Below are 26,001 nucleotides of genomic sequence, written 5' to 3' on the forward strand. Positions count from 1 at the left end.
AATGAAGTATAAACGTTTTTATTATTAGCTGTTTTCATATAGATTGTTGCTTTCTTTACAAATACTTAAAAACAAAAATCTTTTGGTAAAGTGCCATTTTTTATCACCGTTCTTAATCCATGTTTCATAATCCAAGGATTAACAGGATGGTTTTTATCGAGTAATTCTCGCAACCATCGAAAAACGAGTTCTTTATCTTCTTTCGTAATATCATTAATGTGATTGGCTACAGATTTTTGAACATACTTAGAAGGGTCATTCATTAATGGCTCAAGAAGCTTTAAATTATTTCTGAAGTCACCTTTCAAAGCTCCTATTTTTTTTGCCCAAGGAAGTCTTGGCCTAGTACCTTCTGAAGCTAATCTTCTAATGTGGCTGTTTTCGTCACGTAACCATTGCTGCAATATGTCCAAGGTTTCTTCATGGTATTTTTCAAGATAAGGACGAATGGCATATTCAGCAGTATTTCTTTTTGTTATTTCATACATTGCATTGAATGAGGATTCAAAATCGTTAAGTCCATATTTTTCAACGTATTTTGCGATAGGCATATACATATAACCCTTTGTAAATGTGCCGACTTCTGTTGTATTTTCTGGTCCTAATGTTTTCAGTAATATATGTATTGCTTCATTAAAGTCTTTTTGTAATGCATTGTGTAATTCATCTGCTATTACTTCTATACGTTGCTTTAACTCTAAATTTTCAACTTTATTTGTTACGGAATCTACAAAATTTTTTTTAGAGAAATTAGGAACGTGTTTAGAAATAGAATCAGCCATTTTTTCTGCTAATTCTTCGTTAAATAAAAATTTTAACGGAACATATTTGCCCATTTTTTCACCCCGTTGGTCGGATAAAAACAATGTTTATTTTTTAATCGACAATCCATACACCAAAGTCTCACTAGGAGTCGTAATACTAAAACCTGTCGTCTTATAATCAAGTTTCACCGTATCACCAGTGTAATCTGTCGTGAATGAATCCATTTGTACGATAAGCTCCACATCTTCATATACAACATCATCCGCATTATATGTATCCCAAATTAAATCGACATCAACGAAAATACTGCAAGAGTTTGTCATAGTTCCTCTAATGCGAATGATCTTTTTGTCTTCACGTTCTAGTCTATGTATAGCTGCTTTTGCTTCATCAGTAATACGAATGTTCATGTAATCCCAACCTTTATTTATATTTCCTCTATTATTGCAAAAACAGGAGAAATAGGGAAGGGAGAAGCATTCCATTAAAAAAACGAGCAAACAATTTTGTTTGCTCGTTTTACTTTATTTCAGTTCACATTTATCAAGTGGAATGACTTTCGTTTTCTTAGTAAATTTATAACCTAACCATAGTACTAAGAAGAGTGGTAAACCGATGTAAGAAACGAGTACACCGTTCCAGTCGATAGATGCTCCTGTAAATGCTCCGTAGTTTTGACCTAAAATAACGATAACACAAAGTGTAAATGCAAAGATTGGACCGAACGGGAACCATTTCGCTTGATATGGTAAATCTTTTAAATCTTTCCCTTGTGCAATATAAGCTTTACGGAAACGGTAATGACTAATAGCAATCCCGACCCAAGCAATAAATCCTGACATCCCAGAAGCATTTAATAACCAAATGTATACAACACCGTCACCGAATAAAGAAGCGATGAAAGCGACGCTACCAACTACTGATGTTGCGATTAATGCGTTAACAGGTACACCACGGCTATCTAATTTTCCTAAGAACTTAGGTGCTTTTCCTTGGCGAGCTAAATCCCAAAGCATACGAGTTGATGCGTACATTCCAGAGTTACCAGCAGAAAGTACTGCAGTTAAAATAACAGCGTTCATAACAGAAGCAGCGAAGGCAACGCCCGCTTTTTCAAATACAAGTGTAAATGGACTTACTGTAACATCACTTGCTGCAAGGCTTTCAGTCGTATAAGGAATTAATAAACCGATAACGAGAATTGCTAAAATGTAGAATAATATAATACGCCAAAAGATAGAACGAATTGCTTTCGGAATATTACGTTCTGGATCAGCAGTTTCACCAGCAGCTACTCCTAATAATTCAGTTCCTTGGAATGAGAAACCAGCAGCCATAAATACACCGATAATTGCCATGATGCCGCCATTAAATGGTGCATCTGCAACAGTGAAGTTTTTAAAGCCGACAGATTCGCCGCCCATAATTCCAAAAATCATCATAAAACCGACAATTAAAAAGATAATAATAGTAACTACTTTAATAAGTGCGAACCAATATTCAGATTCACCAAAACCTTTAACAGATAAATAGTTTAAGAGAAAAATAATAGCTAAACAAAGTCCACTCCAAATAAGAGAAGGGGTATCTGGGAACCAAAATTTCATAATTAATGTTACGGCCGCTAGTTCAGCTGCAATCGTAATCGCCCAGTTATACCAATAGTTCCATCCAAGTGCAAAACCAAGTGATGGATCAACAAATTTTGTTGCATAAGTACTAAAAGATCCAGTAACAGGCATGTAAGCCGCGAGTTCTGCTAAGCTTGTCATTAAAAAATAAACCATAATTCCAATTGCGGCATATGCGACTAATGCACCGCCAGGACCAGCTGAATGGATAACACCACCACTGGCAAGAAATAATCCGGTACCAATTGTACCACCGAGAGAAATCATCGTAAGGTGACGAGATTTTAATCCGCGTTTTAATTCACCTTGTCCTTGTGTAGTTTGCGTTTTAGAGGTAGATTGATTTGTTGCGCTATTCATGTTCAACACTCCTTTTCTTGTAGGTTAGGAAGGAGCGGGGGAGAAAAATACAAAAAACCGCCAAAGGAATTAGGCGGAACGTTTCACAAATAACCACCCCATCATACCCTTCCGTTAAGATAGCACACCACGTTTACACGGTAATTTTGTAAACGTGACAGTTCTGTTCCTTTCGGAGACAGCCCCAGCTCATATTTCCAGAGAAGAAATATAAACTTCGGCAACTTTTCCTTTCAAACGGAGTCAGTGACATTCGCTGTGTCTCGTCCATTTTACTTTTAAAAGTCGCAACCTCTACCTCATCGGATTGATGAGGATTTATATATTGCTAAGATATTTAATATATGGCAATTGTAATGACTTTCTGAATATATTGCAAGGGATTTTGTTAGGAAAAGTCAAAAAATATCGGTTATTGTATAGGAAACGCTCGCAAAACTCCACCCGAACCTACTTTTATGTAACAATAAGCAAAGAAAAAATTGTTATACAAATGTTTCGCAAAAAATATTGAAAAACCCTTTAAAATTAAAAGAAAATTCAGAAAATATAATTCGACATAACTATTAAAAGGGGATTATTCCTTAAATTCGTTTCAAAGAAATAAGTATAAATCCGATAAATAGAATGAATATTCTTTTTATTTCTGATAAAATTGAGGTATTGTTTAATTGAAAAGGGGATATCATTATGAAATTAGAAACGGAAAGATTATATATAGTACCGTGTACAGAAGAATGGATTCAAATTGCGAATAATCAAGGATACAATAGTGGCCCACATATTGTAGGGCATATAGAAAATGTGAAACGAGATGTGGCTTCATTACCGTGGGGACCGTGGTATGTTATTCGGAAAGAGGATGATGTGGTTCTAGGTGATATAGGATTTAAAGGGAAACCGAATGAGCAACATACAGTAGAAAATGGTTACGGATTTATTGAGAAATATTGGAATAAGGGGTATGCAACAGAAGCAGTTAGTGAATTAATGAAATGGGCTTTTCAAACAGGGGAAGTGAAAACGATTATAGCGGAGACACTCCTTGATAATTATAGCTCCATTCGTGTATTAGAGAAATTACATATGAAAAGAGTAAATAGTACTGAAACGATGGTCAATTGGAAAATAGAAAAATAAAAAATACCGCTCGAAGTAAATCGGGCGGTATTATTATTAATTATGGTAACATTTGTTTTTGATCTTTCGGATAGCCGGCTGTCGATACGTTAGAACGATTGGAATGATTACGAACAGCAATAAAAATAGATATAATAACGACAAGACCAACTGCAACGTAAGAAAGTGAAATAATAGTTGGATCTACTTTAAATGTAGTAAGCAGTGTACGTATATTCGTAAAGATAATAAGTCCGCCAACGAGTACGCCAAGTAAATGAGAAGGAACGATGCGTACTAACCATGCGGCGATTGGTGCGGCAACAATACCACCAAGCATGAGGGCAAATACCCAAACCCAGCTTACTTGTTCCCAGCCAAGTGAAATGAAAAAGCCAATCGTTGCAGCGAGTGAAACAGGAAATTCACTCGTATCTACAGATCCAATAACTTTTCTAGCTTCATTTCCTCTTGCAAGAAGAACAGGTGTCGTAATCGGCCCCCAACCACCGCCGCCAGTTGAATCGACGAATCCAGCGAATAAGCCAAGTGGTACAAGTTGTTTAGCAGACATACGCTTATTTGAAGAAACAATTTGTTTTTGAATGATGAATCGTAATAAAATATAAACCCCTAAAGTAAATAAAAATATGGAAATGTACGGTTTAATTACATCACCAGGTAAATTGCTTAAAAAACATGCCCCAATAAATGCGCCAATTGCTCCTGGTAATGTAAGTCTGGAAACTGTATATTTATCAACGTTTCCAAATTTGATATGAGATGCACCAGAAGCGGCGGTTGTAACGACTTCAGCTAAATGAACTGATGCGGAAGCTACAGCTGGTGCGATACCAAACATTAATAATAGTGAGGTAGACGTTACCCCGTACGCCATACCAAGTGCGCCATCAATCAATTGAGCGAAAAATCCAATAATAGCAAAGACAATTAATTTCTGCATAAATAATCCCCCTGTAATAATAAATGAAAAAGACACTTTTCCCGTATGAGAAAAGTGCCTTTGGTTTTTCCAATCAGCAATAATTAAATTTGTTTTATTATAATACACATTAATCGTATAAATCAACTGGGTTTTAAATTTTTTTGAATTGAACGAAAGAAAAATAAAATATACAATAAAAGGATGGAGAGAAAGGGGAGAAAGACTATGTTAGCATTTGATCATCTCGTTCACGCAGTGCATTGTACACCGGAGGAAGCGGCAAAACAAATGCAGGAGCATGGATTTCATACTGCATTAGGCGGTGAGCATACGACTTGGGGTACTTGGAATAGTTTATGTTATTTTGATTTATCATATATAGAATTTTTAGCAGTTCAGCATGAAGAAAAAGCGAAAGAAGCAGAAAATCCATTAGTACAAGAAACAGTGGTGAAATTAAAAAATGGAGAAGGGATGCTACAAATCGCAATTCGAACAGATGCAATTGAAGAACTAGCAGTTAAATTTAGTAAGCACGGCTTACATACGATAGGACCATTTGAAGGGAAACGGATGAGAAAAGATGGCCGGCTTTTAGAATGGAAAATGTTATTTGTAAAGCAAGAAGAGAATGGACCGAAATTACCATTCTTTATACAGTGGAATGAAACGGATGAAGAAAGAAGAAACGATTTACGTAAAATAGGGACGATCACTGAACATAAAAATAAAGTACAAGAAATTGAAACGATTCATTATACGGTGAAAAATGTTCGAGAAACAGTGCGGAAATGGAAAGAAGTAATGGAGCTAACTGCAAATTCAATCATACAAAATGGAGAATGGAATGCTGAGTGTCAAAGTGTATCGTTTGGTGATGTTCATGTGCAGTTTTGTGAACCAGTTGGAGAAGGGCTAGTACTAGAACGTTTGAAGAATCATGGCGAATATCCATTTGCAGTGGAGTTTAAAGGGGAAAATAAACGAGAGTATGAAGTGTTAGGTAGTTTGTTCGTATATTAATAGAGGTGAGTTTTGTGGAAGAAATGTTAAGGGAGATAGAAAGAAAACTAGAGTGGTCACGTATTGTAAAATGTACAGCTATTACAAAAGGTTTTTCACATGAAGAGAAGTATAAAATTGACCTAGAGAATCGAGAAACTTATTTTGTAAAAGTGTGTGATTCTGCTAATTATGAACGAAAACAAGAAGAATATATGTATATGAAACAATTGGAGTTATTACATATTCCAACGCCGAAGTTAATTCATTTCATAAAACTTGAGGGATTAAATAAATGTGTTCAAGTATTTGAATGGACCCAAGGTGTAAATGGTGAAGAGAGCTTAAGCAAGCTATCGGTGGAAGAACAGTATAATGCAGGAAGAAAAGCAGGGGAAATATTAAAGAGAATTCACTCGATAGAAAGAGAAAGTGCAAGTAATAAATGGGAAATATTTAGGTGGAATAAGTATGAAAGGTACATAGAGGCATTAGCAGATTATGAGGTGAATTTTCTGGATTTGAAGCCAGTATTCACCTTTGTAGAAAATCATAAAGACTTATTGAAAAATCGGCCTATCACATTTTTACACGATGATTACCACCCAGCAAATAGTATGATTCATAATAATGAATTTATCGTTATCGATTTTAGTGGATATGATTTTGGCGATCCAATACACGATTTTTATAACGTAGCGATTTTTACTACAAGAATAAGCAAACCATTTGCGGTTGGACAAGTTCACGGTTATTGCGGAGGCGATCCGTCAATCCACTTTTGGAAACTGTATTCATTATATGCAGCGATGACATTCCCAGCGGATATCGTATGGACAAACCGAACTACACCACATTTAGTAGAGGATATGAAAGAAAGATTGAACCGAATTATAGAAGATCATAATCATTTTTCATCTTATATTCCAAAATGGTATCAATCACAACATGAGGATATAATAAACAATAAATAACGGAGGGATTCATTTGGATAAAATTGCGGTAATTTCAGATATACATGGTAATATTCCGGCATTAGAATCAGTACTGAAAGATATTAAATTAAGAGGAATTGAACGTATTATTTGTCTTGGAGATTTAGTAGGAAAAGGTCCGCATTCTAGCGAAGTAATTGAAATCGTTCGTAAAGAATGTGAAGGAACCGTAATGGGAAACTGGGATGATTTCATTACAAAACCGACTGTATTTGAAGCGTTAAAATGGCATCAAAAACAATTGTCAGAAGAACAAAATGAGTATTTAAGAAGCTTACCATTTTCAATCGAGTTTTATATGAGTGGGAAACTGATTCGTATGTTCCACGCTTCACCGAGAAGTTTGTATGAAAGAATTCAACCACATGCAACAAGAGAAGAGCGTATTAGTATGTTCGAAAATAGTGAGCTCACAGAGAATATAGAAGGGGAAAGAAAACCAGATGTCGTTTGTTACGGTGACGTTCATCAGGCGTATGTGCAAAATTTTAGAGGGAAAACGTTATGTAATGCTGGTAGTGTAGGTAATCCACTTGAAATTACACAAGCTTCCTATTTAATTTTTGAAGGAACATACAATGAAAAAGAAGCAGCAAGCTTTTCGATTCAACTCGTACGTGTACCATATGATATTGAACTAGCCATCCGATTAGCTGAAGAGTTGGATATGCCAGAAATTGAGGAATACAAACAAGAGTTACGGACTGCTTTATATCGAGGTTTTAAGGGGAAATAAGGAAAATATAAATCAATAAAAATATATCTATCATAACTTAAAATATTTCAACGATTTTTTTAATATATCGATTTACCAACAAATAGCGATAAATTTAATTTACTGCAATTATATTATGTAAACAACATACAGGAGGGAATGTCATGCTCCGAAAACAATACATGAAAGAAATTGCTGATCATATTTTAACGTTAAAATTAACCCATCCAATAAGAGTTGGAGTAAATGGTATAACAGCTTCAGGAAAGACAACATTTGCAAACGAACTGGCAGAGGAAATGAAAAATCGGGAAGTGCAAGTAATACGCACCAGCATTGATGATTTTCATAACCCGAGAGTGATTCGTTATGCACAAGGAAAAGAGTCTGCAAGAGGGTATTATGAAGATGCACACGATTATACAGCTTTCAAAGAAAGGCTATTAAAACCTTTAGGACCTAACGGGAATTTACAGTATGAAACGATTTCTCATAACTTAATAACGGACATGCCTGTACATAATACGCCGCTAGTGGCCTCGCCAACTATGGTGCTAATAGTAGATGGAACATTTTTATTGAAAAAAGAAATTGAGTATCTATTTGACTATAAAATTTTCGTAGATACAGATTTTGAGACTGCGAGAAACCGTGGTGCAGAGCGCGAGACTGAGGCTTTTGGAAGTTATGAAGAAGCAGAGAAAATGTTTATAAACAGATATCATGCGGCTTGTAAGATGTATATAGATGAGCATAATCCGAAAGAATGTGCAAATATTATATTTCAGAATAGTAATTTTGATGATCCGGTAGTTGTATTTAAATGAATTTAAAATCGTTTATATAGCAAAAAGTTCGTGAAAGGGGATGTGTTGGGTGGATAAAAAAGATAATCCGAACGATTGGCCTGTATGGGCGAATGAGTCAGTAGAGATAGTTAATGCAAATCCTGATTGGCAAGATAAAGGACGATGTGAAGAACAGCAACTTTATGAACTGCTTACTCCTCTCGGTATTAGCAAAGTAATACATATAGGAAGTACATCCATACCTGGTTTACCTGCAAAACCTATCATTGATCTAATGGCTGAAACAGACTCATTTGATAGAGTGCTCGATATTTCAGCAAAATTGTCTATATATGATTGGCATTATGTAGGCCCGGAATTAGATGAAAGACCTTGGAGAAGGTTCTTTGTGAAAGTGAAGAATAATAGGCGTGTAGCTCACCTGCATTTAATGGTTAAAGGAACTGAGCGATGGGAGCAACAACTTTTATTTCGTAACCGCTTACGAGAAAATCCACAATTAGTTTATGATTATTCAAATCTGAAACAAGATTTAGCTAAAAGATATAACCAAGATAGAGAAGCATACACAAAAGCTAAAACAGAGTTTATTAAACGAGTTCTAAAATGATTTAATTTTTGATTGTAAATACGTTTGAATACAAATGAAAAAAATACTTTATTTTATAACTTAAACTTACATGAAATGCATGCAAACAAAGTGAGAAGCTTTGGTGTTCCAATGTATTTCCTTTTATTTCTCGGGAGAAATTTATATAATTGAATCAAGTTCATAGAAAGATAGGGACTAAAACTATATTAAAAGTCGACTTAATTTTATGAGGGAAATTACAGGGGATAAGGCGAAAAGAAGTTAAAAAACGTAAAAAGGGGACAGGAAATATAATGACAGGAAATATAATGACAGAAGTACTAGAACTAAAAGAAGAATTACAACAAATTCAAAATAATAATTATGCTGTGCCAGAAGATGTAGATGCATATCCATATGCACAGTGGATGCTAGATTATATCGGATCACCTGATGCTGAATTACGTGATGATTTGATTTATAGTACGCTTCACAAATGGATTACAAATGATGTATTTAGACAAAAAGAATTACGAGGATTAATGTTACAAGCGATTAGTCCTGATTATTTATTTTATAAAATTGGTGAAAAGGGCACAGATTCTGTATTTAAACGTGCGTTCTCCGTATTAATTCCGCCGCTTATTTTATCTGTTCATGAAAGAGAACCACTGTTATCTGAAGAACAACTGTATAGTGTGGCAGAACAAGTTCTGGAATATGTCTATTTAGAAGAAGATGTAAGAGGTTACGTAGAAGGAAAAGGCTGGGCACATTCTACTGCACATGCGGCAGATGCACTAGATGCTTTAGCACGTACAATACAAAATCGTGAGTTTTCATATGCAATACTAGCTGCTGTTCGTCAGAAGGTTCGATTGAATGACTACGTATACATACACTTTGAGGATGAGAGATTAGTAACGCCAATTATGTCGTTGCGTAACCAAAATATTTTAACTGAAGAAGAGTGGAGCAATTGGCTACATAGTATAGCAATTGTTGAAGATATCCCACATCCTCAACATGATATTTTAGTACAAAATATTAGAGCTTTCTTAAGAAGTTTATATTTCAGAGCTTTAGAGAAAGAGGGCGCTACTGCCTTTACAGATGATATATTGGAGACTTTGGAGAAATTGCGTAGATATTAAAAAAGCAGAATATCTAGTCTATCACTAGATTCCATTATAAATGAGCATGTAAGCAAAGAATAAGATTAATAAACCGATTATACCTGTAGGTTCCCTACAAAAATAATCGGTTTTTTTTAGTTGAATTGAAATTTTAGACTTAAATATACACGAGCTTATATGTAATAACGAATGTATTAAATATGTAGTTGTGGATTTTCCTCATATAAACTATTAACATACTGTTTTAAATTCTTGATGAATAATAGAATCTCTTGACTAGGCATTCTAGCATGTTGAAGATGAAATATGTTTCCTTTTCCGATTTCTAATTCATTTGAAGTCAAAGTAATAGGGATATTCCTAAAGACATGCCATGGAAAATACAAGTGTACAAAAGTTTCTCTAAAATATATACCTGATTGACAAATTAATACTCCATCGGATCCTTTACTCAAATCACCAAGGACAGATGTATCTAAAAAAGCAATGATTTCTTCTTCTTTTGAAACAATGTATCGTGCCCCAATTTCTTTTAATTTTTTGTGTGAAATATGAGTGTCTACAAATAACCCATTATCAGGTTCTAATAATTCATTGTATGTCTCAAACAAAGAACAGGTTGATTTTATCTCATCAACTTTTATAACTGGATGTATATCATTTTGTTTTGAATTTTGGAATGAATTTGTAAGAGTTATAAGTAATTCTTTAAATAACAGTGGAGGATAATCACTTCCGTTAATATTAAAGCTTTTTTGTGCATCAAAAGATAAAAAGCTATCTTTATCAATTTCAATTTTTTGCACTTTATTTAATTGATTCCATTTTATATTTCCTTTACCTAACAGCCAATTTTTCCAGTATAAACCTGAATTTGTAAAGTAAACACCATATTTTCCTGATCCAAACAAGTTACAACTTAAAAAAGCAAAAATTTGGTCATCCGTTGGTATAGAAAAACGTTTTTTGGCAATTGATAAGAAATCTTTAGGGATTTTAGTAACATAAAATCTAGACTGCTGATACTCTAAACAAATATCAGTTAAACGATTAATATCTATATTCAACATATTCATTCTCCATTTCATATTTCTTTTCGATATAAATAAATTATAATATTATCAGGAAAATATTAACACTTAAATTAAGAGATACTCTATAGGATTCTAAAATGAATTTGTATTAGATTGAAAAAAATATGATCCGGGTTATCTCTTTGAGGGAGTGTGTTTTTGTGAACTTGATGGAGGAAGCACATAAAACCAACACCTTCCAAACATACTAATAAAATATTTTGGAGGTGAGTTTTATGGACAAAAAAGACTTTGAAAAAGTTTATAATGATTACTTACATCAAGGAGAAGAGCAAGCTCAATTTGAAGTAGACAATGAAGTCAATTCAGGAGCAGAACAAATTGTTGCCGTTCGTAAAAATGATGATGGGGATTTGATTGCTTTTAAAACAAGTAGTGGAAGAGAGTTAGATTATATTACTGCTCTTGGTGAAGCAAAATCAGGGAAGTTAGCTCATGTGGACGTATTTCATAAGTATGGTAGGGATATTATACGTAGTGAACCGGATGGTATAAAGGAAAATAATTTAGATAATTTACCTTCATTTTAAACAGGTAAACCTCAAGAAGAGAATGTTCATTTGGATATTCTCTTCTTTGTTTTGCGAAGTTTTCCTTGCAAATAGACGGTTCATTTTTAAAGTGCAATTATACTTTTAAAGAGCGCTCTAAATTTCTCTTTATCTTCTGCTGTAAATGGTTTCGGTCCCTTTGTACGCTTACCGCTTTTTCGAACCATTGCACTTAAATACCGTGTTTGTAACAATTGTTCAATGTTTTCATTCGTATACTTATAGCCTTTATGGTGTAGAACGATACAGCCTTTTGCTAAAGCTAGCGAAGCAAGACCATAATCTTGCGTTACGATTAAATCTTCTTTTTTTGCTAACTGCATAATCCGGTAATCCGCAGCATCTGCTCCGGAATCAACATAAATTGTTTCTACACCTTTTGGTTGTTCCGCATTAGAATAATGAGAAAAGCTAGTAACGAGGGTAACGGGAATTTCTGCATTCGTAGCCTCATAAATAATCACATCTTTTACAGGGCAAGCATCTGCATCAACGTAAATCTTCATTTTATCACTCCTATGAATAGGTTCGTGTTGATAATAATGGTAGATTTTGCTTTTGTCAAACGAGACTTCTTTACATAATGTTATTTCCCACAAACTAAAATAGCCTCACGCAAACGAGAAATACCTTCCTCAATTTGATTAATATTCACTTTCCCATAAGATAAACGAATATAACCATCTTTCGCGCCGAAAATACTGCCCGGCATAAAGGCGATTTCTTGTTTTAAGCTTTGCATAATGAGTTGTTTTTCGTTTATCGGTCCGTTTAATTTTCCCCATATGTATATACCACCGGTCGGGCTTGAGAAAGAGATTTTATCGTGAAGTTGCTCGTTTAGGGCACGAACGATAATGTCTCTTTTTTCTGCTAGTTGTTTTCGTAACGGTACGATATGCGACTGAAATGGTACAGTTTCGAAAAATTGTTGTATAAGCCACTGCGGGAATATACTCATTCCTAATTCCATTTGGTGACGCGCATCTGATAATCGCTCTACGACAGACTGCGGAGCGACAAGCCAGCCAACTCGTAACCCTGGCGCAATCATTTTTGATAAGGAATGAACATAAATGACTGTTCCGTTTTCATCAATCGATTTTAAAGTAGGGCAAGGTTGTTTATTTTCTAACGTAAGTAAACTGGACGGGTCATCTTCAACGATCGCGATTCGTAAGTCTGCGCAAAGTGATAGCAGTTTCTTTCTACGGTTTGGATGCAGCATCGTTCCCGTAGGGTTTTGGAAATTTGGATTTAAAAAGATCATTTTAATACGATGCTTTCTATATAACTCTTGCACATCGTCTGGATTAATACCGTGTTCATCGACAGGTAATGGAAAAATACGAATACCTGCCGATTGGAATAACGGTAATGAATAACAGTGTGAAGGGCTTTCGAAAGCGACTGCGTCACCTGGATTTAATAAACATTGTACGATAAGGTGAAGTGCTTGTTGGGCGCCGGATGTAATCATAATCGATTGTTCGGTCGCTTCAACTTTTAAATATTCCTTCATATATTTTACTACCGCTTGTCTTAGCGGGAGATACCCCTGGGGATGATCGTAACTTAATGACTGCGTTAACGGTTGTTCTCGCAAAATTGTTTGTAGTTGATCGTGAGGATAGAGGTTACAACCGAGCTCTCCGTTTGCAAAGTCAATAATGTTTTCATTTTGCTGTACTTCTGCCCGAATATGGCGAAGTAACGGTAAGTTTGGTAAGAAAGTCCCGCCTTCTACGAAACCTCTCCAGTTCGGCGTTAATGTGGGAGAAACACCCCACATATGTGTACTCACACGTGTACCTTTACCAGTTGTACTTTCTACAATTCCCATAGCACGTAGTTCATTATAAGCAGTCGTTACCGTACTGCGGTTTACGTTTAACTGCGTCGCTAATTTCCGTTCTGAAGGGAGGAAGCTACCTGGAGGAAGTTCTCCGTATGTAATACGTTTTTCAATAAAGTCAACAACTTGCTGATAAATAGGGATTTTACTGTCGTTATCTAGCTTCCATTCCATACAAACGCCTCCGCATCTCTTATATACATCAAGTATAACAAATTGGCTGGGTAAAAAAACAGCCAATTGGACGGTGTTATATCCAGCCAATTTTACTATGCTAAATAGGGAAGGGGAGATTCGGATGAAACGATGGCAAATGGAGTGGCTCCTAGTATCAGTAGCATTAGTATGGGGAGCAAATTATACAATTGGAAAGTATGGCGTGGCATATATGTCATCCATTCAATTTAATAGTTTACGATTTTTAGTAGCATCACCGGTATTATTACTTATTACATTTTTAATGGAACGCTCATTACGTATTGAAAGAAAAGATTGGTTACGATTAGTAGCAGTCGGTATCGTTGGTACGGCAATGTATCAAACGATGTTTATGCTATCTGTAAAATATACTTCAGCAACGAACGCCTCATTATTAATTGCGATGTCACCTATTTTTACAGGGATATTAGCAGTATTGCACAAACAAGAACGTTTTTCGATGAAAGTACAAATTGGTTCAATAGTAGCGTTTATTGGTGCAGCATTCGTTTTATTAACAGGGCATACGGGAGGAGCTACATACGAGTATGCGTGGCTCGGAAATGTAATTGGATTAGTCGCAGCAATTGCGTGGGGATGGTATCCCATTTTAGCGCAACCACTTATCACAAAATACTCCGCAATGAGAGTCACATCATGGTCTACTTTAATTGGAATTGTACCTCTCGTTATATACTGTTTATTCAACGTAAATACATTAACGTGGCCAGTAGATACGCCAAGCTGGGGATCACTAGCATATTCAATCGTCTTTGCGACAATCTTCGGACTTGCAATGTGGTATGTCGGTATTAGTAAAATAGGTTCAACGAAAGTAATGGTTTATATGTATCTAGTACCATTGTTCGCAGTTATCTTTGCAGCTGTAACAATTGGAGAGCAAATCAATATGATGCAACTCGTTGGCGGACTTATTATCTTTATCGGCTTATATGTTGTAAAAAAAGGTGGAATGAAAAAGCCAGCTCTCAATTTGAAAAAAGTAAGTTAGTAGTAAAAATGATCTCTTTCATATAGAAGGAGATCATTTTTTATTTCGTAATAAAAGCGCTTGTTTAACAGCCCATTTTTGAACAAGCATTATTAAAAATAACCGCATAGCAACTAGGCCGTAATACATACTGAACAGTAAGCTCTTTATAACTAAATGTAAGTTTTGAAATCATAAAATACGACCTTTCTCTATAAAATACATAAAAGGAATATTAAGGCAAATGTAGAATTATATAAGTATAATCTTATAGGAGTGGAGTGATAACAACATGATAAATCGAAAATGTTCAAGGTGTAAAGAAATAACAGGTACAATACACGGTGGTAAAAAAATTAAGGGAGAATTTTTGTGTGAAGATTGTCTACAAAAAGGAATTGCGAGCGGGGAAATCGAATTATCACAAGTGGAAGAAGAACAAACTTCGTATCTTTCTATAAAAATATTAAAAATAATGAGTGTTATTTATTTAATAGGATCAATTTTAATGGCTTTTTCTGCTGGATCGCTTATACATGATCCAGGATTTGGGGAAGTATCAATTTCAGGATCAGGTGCAGTTGGTGTTATTATTATTGGATCCATATTCCAGTCTGTACTTGTATTTTGCGGTATTTGGGTATTCATCCTATTAGTAGAAACAGTCATTAAAATTTATGAAAAAATGAAGTGAGTGAGAGGGAGAAATACATGCGAGTAAGAAATATTCAAGGGGAAGATTATGTAAATATTCATTCTGTATTAAATGATTGGTGGGGCGGAAGAGATATGGCTAGTATGTTGCCGAAGTTGTTTTTCGTCCATTTTCAAGAAACGAGTTTTATCATTGAAGAAGATGGGAAAACGTTAGGTTTCTTATGTGGATTTTTTTCACAAACGCATAAAGATGAAGCGTACGTTCATTTTATCGGTGTAAATCCGAAGTTTAGACGAAAAGGAATCGCATCGACGTTATATTCTTATTTCTTCGATGTCGCTCGTGCAAATAACCGTAAAGTTGTAAAAGCGATAACGGCACCAGTTAATAAAAAATCAATTGAATTTCATCAAGAAATCGGATTTCAAATTGAAGCTGGGGATGATGAAATAGAAGGTGTATCCGTACATACAAATTATGAGGGGAACGGCGGGAGTAGAGTTTTATTTTTAAAAAATGTGTAAAGTAGGCTAACGTGAAGTTAGTCTTTTTGTTGTGAGGAGGGATAAATATGGAGAGTTCTCAAAGTAGAAACGAGTATTTACGACGTGTTTATAAAGTGCAAGACTATATAGAATCACATATAAATGATTCACTTTCAATTGAAGATTTAGCTAATGTGGCAGGCTTTTCAAAATTTCATTTTCATAGAATTTTTAAAGGGATGATGGATGAGCCGTTATCTCGGTATGTGAATCGTTTGAAATTAGAGAGGGCAACACACCTTCTTACTTATCGTACAGATATGACGATTACAGACATTGCGTATTACTTCGGGTTCACAGATTCAGCAGTTTTCTCCCGGACATTTAAAAGTTATTACGGAGTAAGTCCGTCTCACTATAGAAATCACAATAGCAAGAATTGCAAAGACGTTAGCGAAGATTCTCAATACAATGAGTGTAAGAAGGTTCGAGGAGAGGTCGAAATTGTAGCAGCGGACAAAGTAAACGTCGCATACATAAGACATGTAGGTACATATAAAGATTTAGCTATAGATTTTCCAAAAATGATAGAGAAATTATTTCATTACGCAGCGGGGGAAAACTATCATGTATTTGAGGATACGAAAGTATTAACAATTTACCATGATCATCATGAGTTCACAGAAGACTATCATTTAAGAACAAGTCTATGTATAACGATTCTAGATGAAGTAGTAGAAGGAAATAGTGATATTGGATTGATGACAATACCATCAGGTAAATATGCAGTAGGTCATTTTGAAATATTCCAAGAGGAATATAAAGGAGCATGGGATTTTTTATACGGTGAATGGCTCCCAAATAGCGGATATAAACCGAGAGATTCGTATCCTTTCGAAGTATATAGAAATGATCCAAGGCAGCACCCGGAAAATAAACATATAGTCGATATATATGTACCTATCGAACCTTTTTAATCATAGATTAAGGGGGAAGAACGATGAAAACTGCTGAACAGTTAGATTGGACTATAAAAGAAAACTATAAAAATATAAATGGTGTATTAGTTGTACAAAAGGGTAATGTTACTTTTGAAAATTATTATAATGGTTACGGTCCAGATGATGCATGTCATGTAGCATCGGTCACAAAAACGATAATCTCTGCGTTAATTGGGATATGTATAGATAAAGGATATATCAAAAGTGTTAATCAAAAAGTAATAGAGTTTTTTCCTGAATATAATCTTAAGGCATCTGAAGTAACAGTTCGGCATCTACTTACAATGACAGCTCCATATCCTTATATAGACTGGCAGGAACCGTTAGAAGAACTATGTACACAAATGGACTGGGTGAAGTATACGTTAAGTAGGGCAGGAAAAGGTGGAGAAATTGGACCTTTTAAATATTCATCGGCAGGCGCACATGTACTATCAGCAATTATTACGAGTGTAACAGGGAAAAGTGCTCGTGAGTTTGCGAACGAATATCTATTCCAGCCTATCGGCATAAGAGAAATTCCAAACTACAATATGAAAGCATTTGGATTTGATGACTTATTCGGAAAAGATGTAAAGGGATGGGTTCACGATCCAAATGGTATTTCAACTGGCGGATGGGGACTTACGTTAGCAGCTAGAGATATGGCTAAGTTTGGACAGATGTATTTGAATGAAGGTATTCATAATGAAAAGGAAATTCTTTCAAAATCGTGGGTACAAAAATCAATAGCGATGAATTCAAATCAATACGGTTACTTATGGTGGTTACGAGAAGAAGATGGGGTCTTTTCATACTGTGCCATGGGTGATGGTGGGAATATGATTTGTTGTATTCCGGAGAAGGAATTGGTGGTGGCGATTGCATCTGAGATTATACCGGAAGCGAAGGATATATGGGGGGAGCTAATTTCAAAATATATTCTTTCTAGTGTACAGTCAAATAATTAAATTTAGTTTAAAATATGGTATGAATTGGAATTTTATACCATATTTTTTGCTATTATATATAAGTAAGAGATAGAAAGAGATTTCACTAGATGGATAAAAGACGTTGTTTGAAAGGTGAGGGTATGATGACAAAGTCTAATGTTGTAGAAATCATTTCAGCTTTAGTAGCTATTATCGGTGTGTATGTACTAATAAATGCACCAGAAATGGGGAGTAAGGCAACAAGTGAATCTGTTGCAGAGCAGGGCGGTCATATGGATACAAGTACGTATTTAGCTTTATTACAAGGATACGGAAATTCTTATACAATTCTAGGCGCGACTTGTTTATTTATGGGGTTGCTCAGTTTAATTTCGATCATTTCAATTCAAGTATATAAAAGTAAATAGAGGTTGAAAAAACAATGCTCCTGCCAAATTGACAGGAGCATTGCTCGTATAAATAAGTATTTTCGTAGATGTGTACTTATCACTATGACTTAGTTGAAATGTTTTTTAACCCCTCTTTATCGTCTTCATTACTGTCGAATTCGATAAAAAGTTATGTCACAAGTTGCAAATTTGGATGACGTTATATTAACTATAGAAAAAAATGAAAAATACCCGTAACTTTTTACAAGGGAAAATCGTTAAACAAAAGAAAAGGTTTTTAATCATGCGCTTGATTGAATGGGGGAAAAAGAATGAAGATTCTAATACTGGGCGGTACACGTTTTTTAGGAAGGGCTTTCGTAGAAGAGGCTTTGAATAGAGGGCATGAAGTTACATTATTTAATCGCGGAACAAATAATGAGATTTTTCCTGAAATAGAGCAGTTAATTGGTGATAGAAATGATGATGTTTCAAGTTTAGAAAATCGAAAATGGGATATGGTCATAGATACATGTGGATTTTCTCCTCATCACATTAGGAATGTAGGAGAAGTACTTAAAGATAATATAAAGCACTATACATTCATCTCAAGCCTTTCCGTATATAAAGATTGGATCCCGCATCACATAAAAGAAGATTATAAATTACTACCTGAACCACCAAGTGATAAGGTAAAAGCTGTAGAGAATGGTGAAATATCTCCTTATGAGTATTACGGTGCGCTTAAAGTATTATGTGAAAAAGAAGCAGAGAATTATTGGCCGGGTCGTGTTTTACACGTAAGAGCAGGACTTCTTTCAGGAATGTTTGATTATACTGATCGGCTTCCATACTGGATTGGGCGTGTAGAAAAGGGAGGAAAAGTGTTAGTTCCAGGAAGGAAAGACCGTCCAGTGCAGTTCGTTGATATAAAAGACGTCGCGAGCTTTGGACTAAACATGGCAGAAAACAATAAAGTAGGTACATTTAATGTAACGGGTCCGAAAGATGAGCTGACGATGGAAGAGCTATTAAATACGTGTAAAAAGGTTACAAATAGCGATGCTGCATTCGTTTGGGTTGATGAATCGTTTATGCATGAGAATAAAGTACAGCCATGGACGGAAATGCCATTGTGGCTTCCCGAAACTTTTGCTTTAGAAGGTGAAACAGATCCGTGGAAAGGTGGATTCTCTATTAATATAGAGAGCGCAGTTAAAGAGGGTCTTACTTTTAGAAGGTTAGAAGATACTGTTACAGACGTGTATGCGTGGATGAAAGAGATGCAAGGAAGGGAATTAAAGGCAGGTATTTCAGGTGAGAGGGAGAGAGTATTAATAGAGAAGTGGTATAAAGAAGGGCAAACAAGGGTACTTTTAGAATGATTTGATTTTAAAGGATGTTATAATTTATTGTATATATCATTATTCTAGAAGATATTCTATAAATTTCTAAACTATAGTAATTATTATGAATAGAAAAGAGCACACTTATTCATAGCGAAAGTGTGCTCTTTTCCTTACTTATATTGTGATGGTGAAATGCGGTCTAGCCATAGTATGCCATCGTACTGTTCAATCGGCCTCAAAATTTCTTCGGATTTTTTAACGCCCCAGTGTCTTGCGGTAGTAGGAGTAAACATCCAAGATGTTTCAGGGCGATTGCTTTCTCCTTTTAAATTAACAAATACATTAGGATTTTGAGATGTTCGTAATATATTCTCGATACTTTGTTCAGCATGGTCTGTATCTATAGGGACTATTTTATTAAGGTCACTACTATCCCAACTATTTCCGCTATATGCATATACACCAATTGTGTACATTTGATCTTTTATCCGTTGAGGTAAATAATCAATCATATTGGGTGCTTTCAAATTGTTTTGTTGGAATTTGAACAAGTCGAGTATCATTTTTGAATTTTGTTTTCGGATATGGTAGTTATGTCCCCATACAATGATTTTTTTATTTTTGTATTGAATATCACTTAACCAAGCTAAAGATTGTCCCATCTTTTGATCTCGAATATAAAGAGATAGATCTGTAAGTTTAAAGTTTGTTGGATAAATAAAGTTTTTTTCTTTTACAGTAGCATCTTGGAGTGTTTTAATTGTATCAATGCGTATACTGATAGTCTTTTCTAATAGATTTACATCGTATGTATTTGATGGAGCTATCTTATTTAATTCGGCTTTATGTTGTTGAACAAACGTTTTAATTTTTTCATATTTCGCTATTACTTGCTGAACGTCCGCTTTATATTGTTCGTAGGGGTACTTATTATCTATAGATTCAATTTTCTCCTCTATATTGAGTAATTCTTTATGAGCTATTTCTATATCATTAGCAATTTCAGGATTAATTTTTTCTAACCATTCTTTTGCAAACTCAGGGAAATAAGAATACCATCTGAATTGAGTATCAAACCCTGTTAATATAAGAGGTGTTCCTTTTTCCTTTTGATCTTTTATATATTGAAAGAGCTCCAATATTTCTTCAGTATGCCAAACACCGTATAAAGATTTTTTCATAGCCTGCAAAGCAGTTAATTGGTCGAGATTTTGATTTACAGCATTTGCCTCCGCAAATCCTGTTTCAAATGCAATTACATCATATCCCATTTCTTCATGTAAATACTTAATCATACGTACTTTTGATTGGTTTATTTCCTTAGCACCATGTGTACTTTCACCCAGCAGAACAATTCGTTTATCCTTTATTTTTTCTTTTAAAAAGGATAAATCTTCATTTGTCTGTGCGTTTGGTTCGTTTAATTTTTGTGCATTTTCCTTTATCCATTCTTCCCATTTGGGCTGATCTTTCGGCTTCTCTTCAGCAGAAATCACAGATGTAAATGCTGTGAAAGCTAGAAGAGAAGTAACCATTCCTATTTTCCACTTAGTAAACACATATTTCCCCCCCATGAAACAATTTTATTTTTTAATAGCGGTAGATACATCCAAATATCTACTGTTCTTCCACATATTTATATTAATTGATAATAACAAAAGAAACAATAAAAAAATTGAGAATATTCAAACTGGAATTAGATGATGAAGATTATTATTTTTATAAATTACTACGAGGTAGTTAACAACAAATAATGAATCAATAGTTAGAATAGTGGTTTTTATCTAAAAACATTGAAAGACTTGAGTGGATTTAGTAACCTTAATTTATAAATAATAGAGTGTAATTAGGTTAAGTGCATGTGAAAAAAGTTTTTTAGTGTACTTACTTGTAATTACAATTGCTTAATATCATAATCCAAAACTATATAAAGGTGGTACAAAATTGTGGATCTTACACTTAAAGTAGAAGAAACATGTTTTAATTACCGAGTCGGAGCAATTTGTAAATATGATAATAAAATACTTATCCTTCAAGATGAAGGTGAAGAGTATTGGTACGTACCAGGCGGAAGAGTGAAAATGCTAGAAAATAGTGAAGATGCGTTAAAACGAGAGCTTGCAGAAGAACTAGGCGTACCTATTGAAGTGAAGAGATTAATATGGTCAGTAGAAAACTTCTTTACACTTTCTGAGCGAAAGTTTCATGAGATTAGTTTTTATTATGAAGTAGAATTGCATGAATTACCTGCAAATGGGGCGGATCAATATATTCTTGAAGAAGAAGGTAGAAAATATTTATTTAAGTGGGTGCCGGTAGAAGAGTTAGATGCATATAACTTACAGCCAGCGTTTATAAAAGATAAAGTAAAGGATGTATCAGTTCATACAGAACATATCGTGTTACAAAAGTAAGCGTGCTTGGAGGGGAAAACGGTGAAGGGGACTAAAAAAGAGATACATATAGATGATAAAGTCATTCGTTACACACATATCGAAAAAGGTTCTAATACAATTTGTTTTATGTTCTCAGGTTCAGGCTACAATTATGACAAGCCGTTATTTTATTATGCAACGATGCTTATGCTTGAAAATAAAATAGATGTAGTACATATTCATTATTCCTACGATGGACAATTAATGGAAAAACCAATGGAAGAAGTAACGAAAGTAATGGTGGATGATATTAATCCTATCATTAATGAAGTGCTAAGAAATGGACAATACAACGATTCGATGTTTTTAGGAAAATCACTCGGAACAATCCCGATTGCGAATGATTTAATGAAGAGAGAAGAATACTTACAGTCAAAAATGATATTACTTACACCTTTATTGACGTTTGATTCGATTTTTGATTCGATCTTACATAGTCGTCACGACGGGCTTTTAGTAATTGGAGATAAAGATCATCAATACAATGCAGGTCAAATTGAGCAATTAGATCAATCGAATTTAAAAATCGAGGTTGTGAAGAACGCAAATCATTCTGTAAATATTGGGGGATTTGAAACGGAAAATTCAATTGAAGCTATAGCGAAAGTAATAGAAAAACTTAAAGAAGTTGTTAGGACAAATTAATTTAAGTTTCAATACATGCAAAAAGAGGTGCAATTTGCACCTCTTTTTTATTTAATAAGCCTTCAACACATGAAGTAAATAATCTTTCCGATTTAGCGGATTAAAGTCAACACGTTTTCGAGTAGGGAAGGGAGCCGTCAGCTTTGTGAAACCAGTTGGCTTTGTTATAAAGATACCTTCTCCTTCAGTAAATGAATGGAGCATTCGTTTAAAATCCTCTATTTTTGCAACAGGTAATGATCCTGTTAAATGGTAAGAATCATTATGCAACGTAGGCTCTGCAAAAGTTGCTGGAATAGCAGCAAGCTTATACATTGCGGTACTAATTGCGTGCTCCGGTACAGTTAATTCGAACTCGTTTACTGGTTCAAATGCACATGTTTCAGCGTGCTTTAAAGCATCCATTAAAACGAGTGGTGTTAAATTTCTAAAGTCACTTGCTGTTGTAACAGGGCTTGCATAACCAGTATGTGTTAACGTGACGATAATGTCCGTAACTTCCCATCCGTACAAACCTTGTTTTAACGTTTGAAATACAGTATCTTCAATCGCTTTATGAAATGCTAAAGGCAATGATCCAAGCTCAACACCTAACTTATATGTTATGCCAGAATTCAGTTCACCACGTTCAACTTTGAAGCCGATTGTCGCGTAAAATGGATTCGTTTTTTCTCCCATTAATTCAGCAGAATTCCCAATGCCAATTGGTTTCTCAATACATACAACCCGCGTATTTGAGAAAGTAACCTGCAAATTATATTTCTCAAAAAGTGTTGTTTCAATTACTTCTTTTTGTACTTCCCCGAAAAGGCGAATATATAGTTCATTATGAATATCATCTTTCCACACTTTAATGAGCGGATCTTCTTCGCATAGCTCCATAAGTGCAGCGTATAGATCATGAATTCGCTCTTTAGGTACTGCTTCAATAGCAGCTTCCATTTGCGGTTCGGCAAAGTGAATATCTTTTATATAATCCGTCCACTCACCGATAATATCACCAATTTTGATATTCGTAAGTCCCCATACTTTGCAAAACTCTCCACTATGAACAGTAGAGGCTTGAACTGCATTTCCATTATGAAATATGCACATTTTTTTAATCTTTTCCTTATGTGGTAGAGACTCACTACGCTGAATATCAACATATTTTCTAACGTGTAAACAACCAGAAAATAGTCTTACGTAAGCAATCTTTTCGCCAGAAGATTCACGTTCAATTTTAAAAACAACACCGGATAATGTTTCATCTTGTGCCGATTTAGTAGCTGGAATTAAGGATGAAATATTTTTAAGTAATTCAGTTACTCCTATACCTGTCATTGCTGAACCAAAAAAGATAGGAAACACATTTGCTTGCAGTATTTGCTTTTCGAGTTCTTTTCTTAATAGTGCATCCGGTATTATTTCGTTATTTACATATGACTCAAGCAATGATTCGTTAAATGGTGCTAATCGTTCCATACAATCGTCATAGGATTTATATTCAATAATCCGTACTTCCTTTGTACCTTCGTTTTCTACAGAGTAGAAGGGGTATGCTTCATTTGAAAGAAGCTCTTTTATTTGTTTCACAACTTTTTCAGTATTTGCGCCACTACGGTCTATTTTATTAACAAATAATATAGTAGGTATGTTTAATTTCTGTAATGTCCGCATTAAAATCTTCGTTTGTGCTTGCACACCTTCAACGGCAGATATAACTAAAATGGCACCGTCTAAAACACGGAATGATCGCTCCACTTCAGCGATAAAATCAGCATGTCCAGGTGTATCAATAACATTTACTTTTAAATCATCAATAAAGAAAGAAACGACAGATGCTTTAATCGTAATTCCGCGTTGTCTTTCTAATTCCATTGAGTCAGTTTGCGTATTGCCACTATCTACTCGGCCAACTTCTTTAATCACATTCGTTTCATAAAGAATACGCTCAGTCAAACTCGTCTTGCCAGCATCTACGTGCGCGACAATCCCTATATTTATTGTTGTCATATATAAATATCCTCATTTCATTTTCCATTTTCATTTCCTCATTTCTATTTGTGTATTGCCGCATTACAATCACTCTCCAGTCATTTGAATTATTACTATTATAATGTAATTTACATTTTTTGTAACGCGACAAAGCGCCTTAATTTGGAAAAAATAAAAATGAAAACAAAATGCTTGCATTATAAATCGATATAGATTATATTAATTGACATATCAACTATTGATACATCAAATGTTTTTGTTTTGCATGTAAAGGAGGGGTAATTTGACAAGTTCATGCTCAAAAGAAGCAATAATTTTATATAAATTACACTTTCTAAATAAAGAAGTAAGTTCGAAGTTTGAAGGGTGTACGGGTATGAGTCAATCTAGACTAGAGCTTATACTTCAGTTATATGAAGTAGATGAAATTAGTCAAAAAGCACTTCAGCAAGAAGTGAATATTGATAATGCCGCGATTACGAGGCATTTAAAACAGCTGGAAGCAAACGGAATGATTACAAGACGTAAAAATCCAGATGATAACAGAATTACGTTAGTTTCTCTTACAGAAGAGGGGCGAAATAAAATTCAAGTGTATCAAGAGGAAAAAGAGCGTTTCGCTACTTCAGCATTTAAAGGATTAAGTGAAGAAGAACGCGACAATCTTTTAACGATGTTAGACCGCATTCAAGAAAATATAAAAGAACTTTAAAAAAGGGAGAATACAACTATGACTAACTCAGTAAAAACAAATGATTTTAACGAAATTTTAACAGGACGCCGTTCAATCCGTAAGTACGATTCTTCAGTGAAAATTAGCAAAGAAGAAATGACTGAAATTCTTACAGAAGCAACACTTGCACCATCTTCAGTAAACATGCAACCATGGAGATTCCTTGTTATTGAAAGTGACGAAGCAAAAGCAACACTGGCTCCACTTGCGAAATTCAATCAATCTCAAGTAGAAACATCTTCAGCGATGATTGCTGTATTTGGTGACTTAAACAACTTTGATAACGCAGAAGAAATTTACGGTACAGCAGTAGAGCGCGGACTTATGCCAGCTGAAGTAAAAGAAGATCAAATGAAAAAACTTTCAGGTTACTTCTCAATGGTTACACCAGAAGTAATGAAAGATACTGTACTAATTGACGGTGGTCTTGTAGCGATGCAATTTATGTTAGCAGCACGTGCTCACGGCTATGATACTTGCCCAATTGGTGGATTTGAAAAAGACCAAATCGCAGAAGCTTTCGGATTAGACAAAGAGCGTCACGTACCAGTTATGTTAATTTCAATCGGAAAAGCTGCTGACAGTGGTTATCCATCAGTACGTCTTCCAATTGAAAAAGTTGCTGAGTGGAAGTAATTTTATAACAAAACAGAAATAAGTGAGATATGAGAGGGGAAACA

28 protein-coding genes, 1 pseudogene and 1 riboswitch are annotated in these 26,001 nt (G+C 34.8%); of the genes and pseudogenes, 19 read left to right on the forward strand and 10 right to left on the reverse strand.

Annotated elements, in window-relative coordinates; translation table 11 throughout:
• Nucleotides 1-65: 65 nt before the first annotated feature.
• The 3 genes from MKX66_RS04835 to MKX66_RS04845 form a co-directional block, all read right to left on the reverse strand.
• A complete protein-coding gene (locus MKX66_RS04835) occupies nucleotides 66-836 on the reverse strand; it encodes a DNA alkylation repair protein (RefSeq protein WP_341085674.1) in 771 nt (256 codons plus the stop codon).
• Nucleotides 837-869: 33 nt separating this feature from the next.
• Nucleotides 870-1,175 carry an iron-sulfur cluster biosynthesis family protein gene (locus MKX66_RS04840; RefSeq protein WP_341085675.1) on the reverse strand — a complete coding sequence of 102 codons (306 nt, stop codon included), beginning with the start codon at nucleotides 1,173-1,175 and terminating at the stop codon, nucleotides 870-872.
• A 114-nt stretch (nucleotides 1,176-1,289) separates the two neighbouring features.
• The gene (locus MKX66_RS04845) at nucleotides 1,290-2,756 is read right to left on the reverse strand and encodes an amino acid permease (RefSeq protein ID WP_016091686.1); all 1,467 of its coding nucleotides are present in this window, start codon (nucleotides 2,754-2,756) and stop codon (nucleotides 1,290-1,292) included.
• Between the two features lie 112 nt (nucleotides 2,757-2,868).
• Nucleotides 2,869-3,061: riboswitch (Lysine riboswitch) on the reverse strand.
• A gap of 385 nt (nucleotides 3,062-3,446) precedes the next feature.
• Between MKX66_RS04845 and MKX66_RS04850 the strand changes: the two genes are divergently transcribed.
• Nucleotides 3,447-3,896 carry a GNAT family N-acetyltransferase gene (locus MKX66_RS04850; RefSeq protein WP_242245908.1) on the forward strand — a complete coding sequence of 150 codons (450 nt, stop codon included), beginning with the start codon at nucleotides 3,447-3,449 and terminating at the stop codon, nucleotides 3,894-3,896.
• 40 nt (nucleotides 3,897-3,936) lie between these two features.
• On the opposite strand, the gene MKX66_RS04855 is transcribed toward MKX66_RS04850, so the two are convergent.
• The gene (locus tag MKX66_RS04855) at nucleotides 3,937-4,839 is read right to left on the reverse strand and encodes a sulfite exporter TauE/SafE family protein (protein WP_002127976.1); all 903 of its coding nucleotides are present in this window, start codon (nucleotides 4,837-4,839) and stop codon (nucleotides 3,937-3,939) included.
• Nucleotides 4,840-5,046: 207 nt separating this feature from the next.
• On the opposite strand from MKX66_RS04855, the gene MKX66_RS04860 reads away from it, so the two are divergent.
• The 6 genes from MKX66_RS04860 to MKX66_RS04885 all read left to right on the forward strand — a co-directional run bounded on the left by MKX66_RS04860 (nucleotide 5,047) and on the right by MKX66_RS04885 (nucleotide 10,067).
• A complete protein-coding gene (locus MKX66_RS04860; RefSeq protein ID WP_341085676.1) occupies nucleotides 5,047-5,844 on the forward strand; it encodes a VOC family protein in 798 nt (265 codons plus the stop codon).
• Between the two features lie 14 nt (nucleotides 5,845-5,858).
• Entirely contained in the window at nucleotides 5,859-6,797 is a 939-nt protein-coding gene (locus tag MKX66_RS04865; protein ID WP_341085677.1) for an aminoglycoside phosphotransferase family protein, read from the forward strand.
• Nucleotides 6,798-6,810: 13 nt separating this feature from the next.
• Nucleotides 6,811-7,554 (forward strand): metallophosphoesterase family protein, encoded by a 744-nt coding sequence (locus MKX66_RS04870; protein ID WP_341085678.1) that lies wholly within the window; start codon nucleotides 6,811-6,813, stop codon nucleotides 7,552-7,554.
• 143 nt (nucleotides 7,555-7,697) lie between these two features.
• The gene (locus MKX66_RS04875; RefSeq protein ID WP_341085679.1) at nucleotides 7,698-8,360 is read left to right on the forward strand and encodes an AAA family ATPase; all 663 of its coding nucleotides are present in this window, start codon (nucleotides 7,698-7,700) and stop codon (nucleotides 8,358-8,360) included.
• 49 nt (nucleotides 8,361-8,409) lie between these two features.
• A complete protein-coding gene (locus MKX66_RS04880; RefSeq protein ID WP_002142334.1) occupies nucleotides 8,410-8,952 on the forward strand; it encodes a GrpB family protein in 543 nt (180 codons plus the stop codon).
• Between the two features lie 290 nt (nucleotides 8,953-9,242).
• Nucleotides 9,243-10,067, forward strand: a complete 825-nt coding sequence (locus MKX66_RS04885; protein ID WP_002013583.1) for a DUF2785 domain-containing protein — start codon at nucleotides 9,243-9,245, stop codon at nucleotides 10,065-10,067.
• 176 nt (nucleotides 10,068-10,243) lie between these two features.
• On the opposite strand, the gene MKX66_RS04890 is transcribed toward MKX66_RS04885, so the two are convergent.
• Nucleotides 10,244-11,119 carry a hypothetical protein gene (locus MKX66_RS04890; RefSeq protein WP_215589838.1) on the reverse strand — a complete coding sequence of 292 codons (876 nt, stop codon included), beginning with the start codon at nucleotides 11,117-11,119 and terminating at the stop codon, nucleotides 10,244-10,246.
• 239 nt (nucleotides 11,120-11,358) lie between these two features.
• Between MKX66_RS04890 and MKX66_RS04895 the strand changes: the two genes are divergently transcribed.
• Nucleotides 11,359-11,673, forward strand: coding sequence for a DUF3892 domain-containing protein (locus tag MKX66_RS04895; protein WP_215589837.1), 315 nt, complete (start codon nucleotides 11,359-11,361; stop codon nucleotides 11,671-11,673).
• Between the two features lie 86 nt (nucleotides 11,674-11,759).
• Here the strand turns inward: MKX66_RS04895 and MKX66_RS04900 are convergent, their stop codons facing one another.
• Nucleotides 11,760-12,200: a YaiI/YqxD family protein gene (locus MKX66_RS04900; RefSeq protein ID WP_002032939.1), complete on the reverse strand. Its 441-nt coding sequence runs from the start codon at nucleotides 12,198-12,200 to the stop codon at nucleotides 11,760-11,762.
• 80 nt (nucleotides 12,201-12,280) lie between these two features.
• Nucleotides 12,281-13,723: a MocR-like pyridoxine biosynthesis transcription factor PdxR gene (pdxR, locus tag MKX66_RS04905; RefSeq protein WP_341085680.1), complete on the reverse strand. Its 1,443-nt coding sequence runs from the start codon at nucleotides 13,721-13,723 to the stop codon at nucleotides 12,281-12,283.
• A 124-nt stretch (nucleotides 13,724-13,847) separates the two neighbouring features.
• Between pdxR and MKX66_RS04910 the strand changes: the two genes are divergently transcribed.
• A complete protein-coding gene (locus MKX66_RS04910) occupies nucleotides 13,848-14,759 on the forward strand; it encodes a DMT family transporter (RefSeq protein WP_341085681.1) in 912 nt (303 codons plus the stop codon).
• 73 nt (nucleotides 14,760-14,832) lie between these two features.
• Here MKX66_RS04910 and MKX66_RS04915 read toward each other — a convergent pair.
• Nucleotides 14,833-14,934: pseudogene (locus MKX66_RS04915) on the reverse strand (NUDIX hydrolase); the annotation flags it as partial.
• Between the two features lie 96 nt (nucleotides 14,935-15,030).
• On the opposite strand from MKX66_RS04915, the gene MKX66_RS04920 reads away from it, so the two are divergent.
• From MKX66_RS04920 to MKX66_RS04945, 6 genes are all read left to right on the forward strand, one after another.
• On the forward strand, nucleotides 15,031-15,432 hold the full coding sequence (locus MKX66_RS04920; protein ID WP_193654339.1) for a DUF3980 domain-containing protein: 402 nt from the start codon (nucleotides 15,031-15,033) through the stop codon (nucleotides 15,430-15,432).
• Between the two features lie 17 nt (nucleotides 15,433-15,449).
• Entirely contained in the window at nucleotides 15,450-15,920 is a 471-nt protein-coding gene (locus tag MKX66_RS04925; RefSeq protein ID WP_193654340.1) for a GNAT family N-acetyltransferase, read from the forward strand.
• 47 nt (nucleotides 15,921-15,967) lie between these two features.
• A complete protein-coding gene (locus MKX66_RS04930; RefSeq protein ID WP_341085682.1) occupies nucleotides 15,968-16,858 on the forward strand; it encodes an AraC family transcriptional regulator in 891 nt (296 codons plus the stop codon).
• Nucleotides 16,859-16,881: 23 nt separating this feature from the next.
• Complete coding sequence (locus MKX66_RS04935; RefSeq protein WP_341085683.1) at nucleotides 16,882-17,832, forward strand: serine hydrolase domain-containing protein; 951 nt, start codon at nucleotides 16,882-16,884, stop codon at nucleotides 17,830-17,832.
• A gap of 89 nt (nucleotides 17,833-17,921) precedes the next feature.
• The gene (locus tag MKX66_RS04940) at nucleotides 17,922-18,221 is read left to right on the forward strand and encodes a hypothetical protein (RefSeq protein WP_000361375.1); all 300 of its coding nucleotides are present in this window, start codon (nucleotides 17,922-17,924) and stop codon (nucleotides 18,219-18,221) included.
• Nucleotides 18,222-18,514: 293 nt separating this feature from the next.
• A complete protein-coding gene (locus MKX66_RS04945) occupies nucleotides 18,515-19,567 on the forward strand; it encodes an SDR family oxidoreductase (protein ID WP_341085684.1) in 1,053 nt (350 codons plus the stop codon).
• 134 nt (nucleotides 19,568-19,701) lie between these two features.
• Here the strand turns inward: MKX66_RS04945 and MKX66_RS04950 are convergent, their stop codons facing one another.
• Nucleotides 19,702-21,090 (reverse strand): erythromycin esterase family protein, encoded by a 1,389-nt coding sequence (locus tag MKX66_RS04950; protein WP_087946974.1) that lies wholly within the window; start codon nucleotides 21,088-21,090, stop codon nucleotides 19,702-19,704.
• Between the two features lie 387 nt (nucleotides 21,091-21,477).
• On the opposite strand from MKX66_RS04950, the gene MKX66_RS04955 reads away from it, so the two are divergent.
• The gene (locus MKX66_RS04955) at nucleotides 21,478-21,945 is read left to right on the forward strand and encodes an NUDIX hydrolase (protein WP_341085685.1); all 468 of its coding nucleotides are present in this window, start codon (nucleotides 21,478-21,480) and stop codon (nucleotides 21,943-21,945) included.
• A gap of 21 nt (nucleotides 21,946-21,966) precedes the next feature.
• Nucleotides 21,967-22,611, forward strand: coding sequence for an alpha/beta hydrolase (locus MKX66_RS04960; protein WP_088009400.1), 645 nt, complete (start codon nucleotides 21,967-21,969; stop codon nucleotides 22,609-22,611).
• A gap of 51 nt (nucleotides 22,612-22,662) precedes the next feature.
• Here MKX66_RS04960 and MKX66_RS04965 read toward each other — a convergent pair whose 3' ends face one another.
• Nucleotides 22,663-24,606: an elongation factor G gene (locus MKX66_RS04965; protein ID WP_215589827.1), complete on the reverse strand. Its 1,944-nt coding sequence runs from the start codon at nucleotides 24,604-24,606 to the stop codon at nucleotides 22,663-22,665.
• A 265-nt stretch (nucleotides 24,607-24,871) separates the two neighbouring features.
• On the opposite strand from MKX66_RS04965, the gene MKX66_RS04970 reads away from it, so the two are divergent.
• Both MKX66_RS04970 and MKX66_RS04975 read left to right on the forward strand, forming a co-directional pair.
• Complete coding sequence (locus tag MKX66_RS04970) at nucleotides 24,872-25,300, forward strand: MarR family winged helix-turn-helix transcriptional regulator (protein ID WP_000204168.1); 429 nt, start codon at nucleotides 24,872-24,874, stop codon at nucleotides 25,298-25,300.
• Between the two features lie 18 nt (nucleotides 25,301-25,318).
• Nucleotides 25,319-25,957 (forward strand): nitroreductase family protein, encoded by a 639-nt coding sequence (locus MKX66_RS04975; RefSeq protein WP_088292137.1) that lies wholly within the window; start codon nucleotides 25,319-25,321, stop codon nucleotides 25,955-25,957.
• Nucleotides 25,958-26,001: the final 44 nt, after the last annotated feature.

Origin of the sequence: Bacillus sp. FSL R9-9530, assembly GCF_038008145.1 — a bacterium.
GTDB lineage: Bacteria > Bacillota > Bacilli > Bacillales > Bacillaceae_G > Bacillus_A > Bacillus_A mycoides.